The 277-nt window shown below is 70.4% G+C and carries 1 protein-coding gene; it reads left to right on the top strand.

All coding sequences use genetic code 11. The annotated features are described in order from the left end of the window. Positions 1-277, top strand: a 277-nt coding sequence (locus tag OH705_RS27185; protein WP_267303432.1) for a hypothetical protein, incomplete at both ends; no start/stop codon positions are given.

The following is a 277-nucleotide window of genomic DNA, read 5'->3' as shown; positions in this document are numbered from 1 at the left end:
AACAGGTGCAGGCGTTGCTGGAAGGCGCCCACATCGACGAAGCCGAGGCGGTCCTGCAGAAAGCGCTGCCGCGCGCATTCGGCCTGCCGGTCAACGACCGCGTGAGGGTCAAGCTGGAACTGGCGCAGGCGCAGGTCATCTCGGCGCGCGGCGACCGCCCGCGCGCGAAAGCCGTCGTGCAAGCCATCCAGGCGCGCCTGCTCGCCAGCGCGGGCGAAAGCGATCCGGCTACGCTGGAAGCCACCAACAACCTGGCGGCCGTGCAGCGCAACCTCGG

Source organism: Pseudomonas sp. BJa3 (genome assembly GCF_026343815.1).
GTDB lineage: Bacteria > Pseudomonadota > Gammaproteobacteria > Pseudomonadales > Pseudomonadaceae > Aquipseudomonas > Aquipseudomonas soli.
Note: the sequence above shows the minus strand (reverse complement) of the source record. Positions and strands in the feature narration are given on the sequence as shown.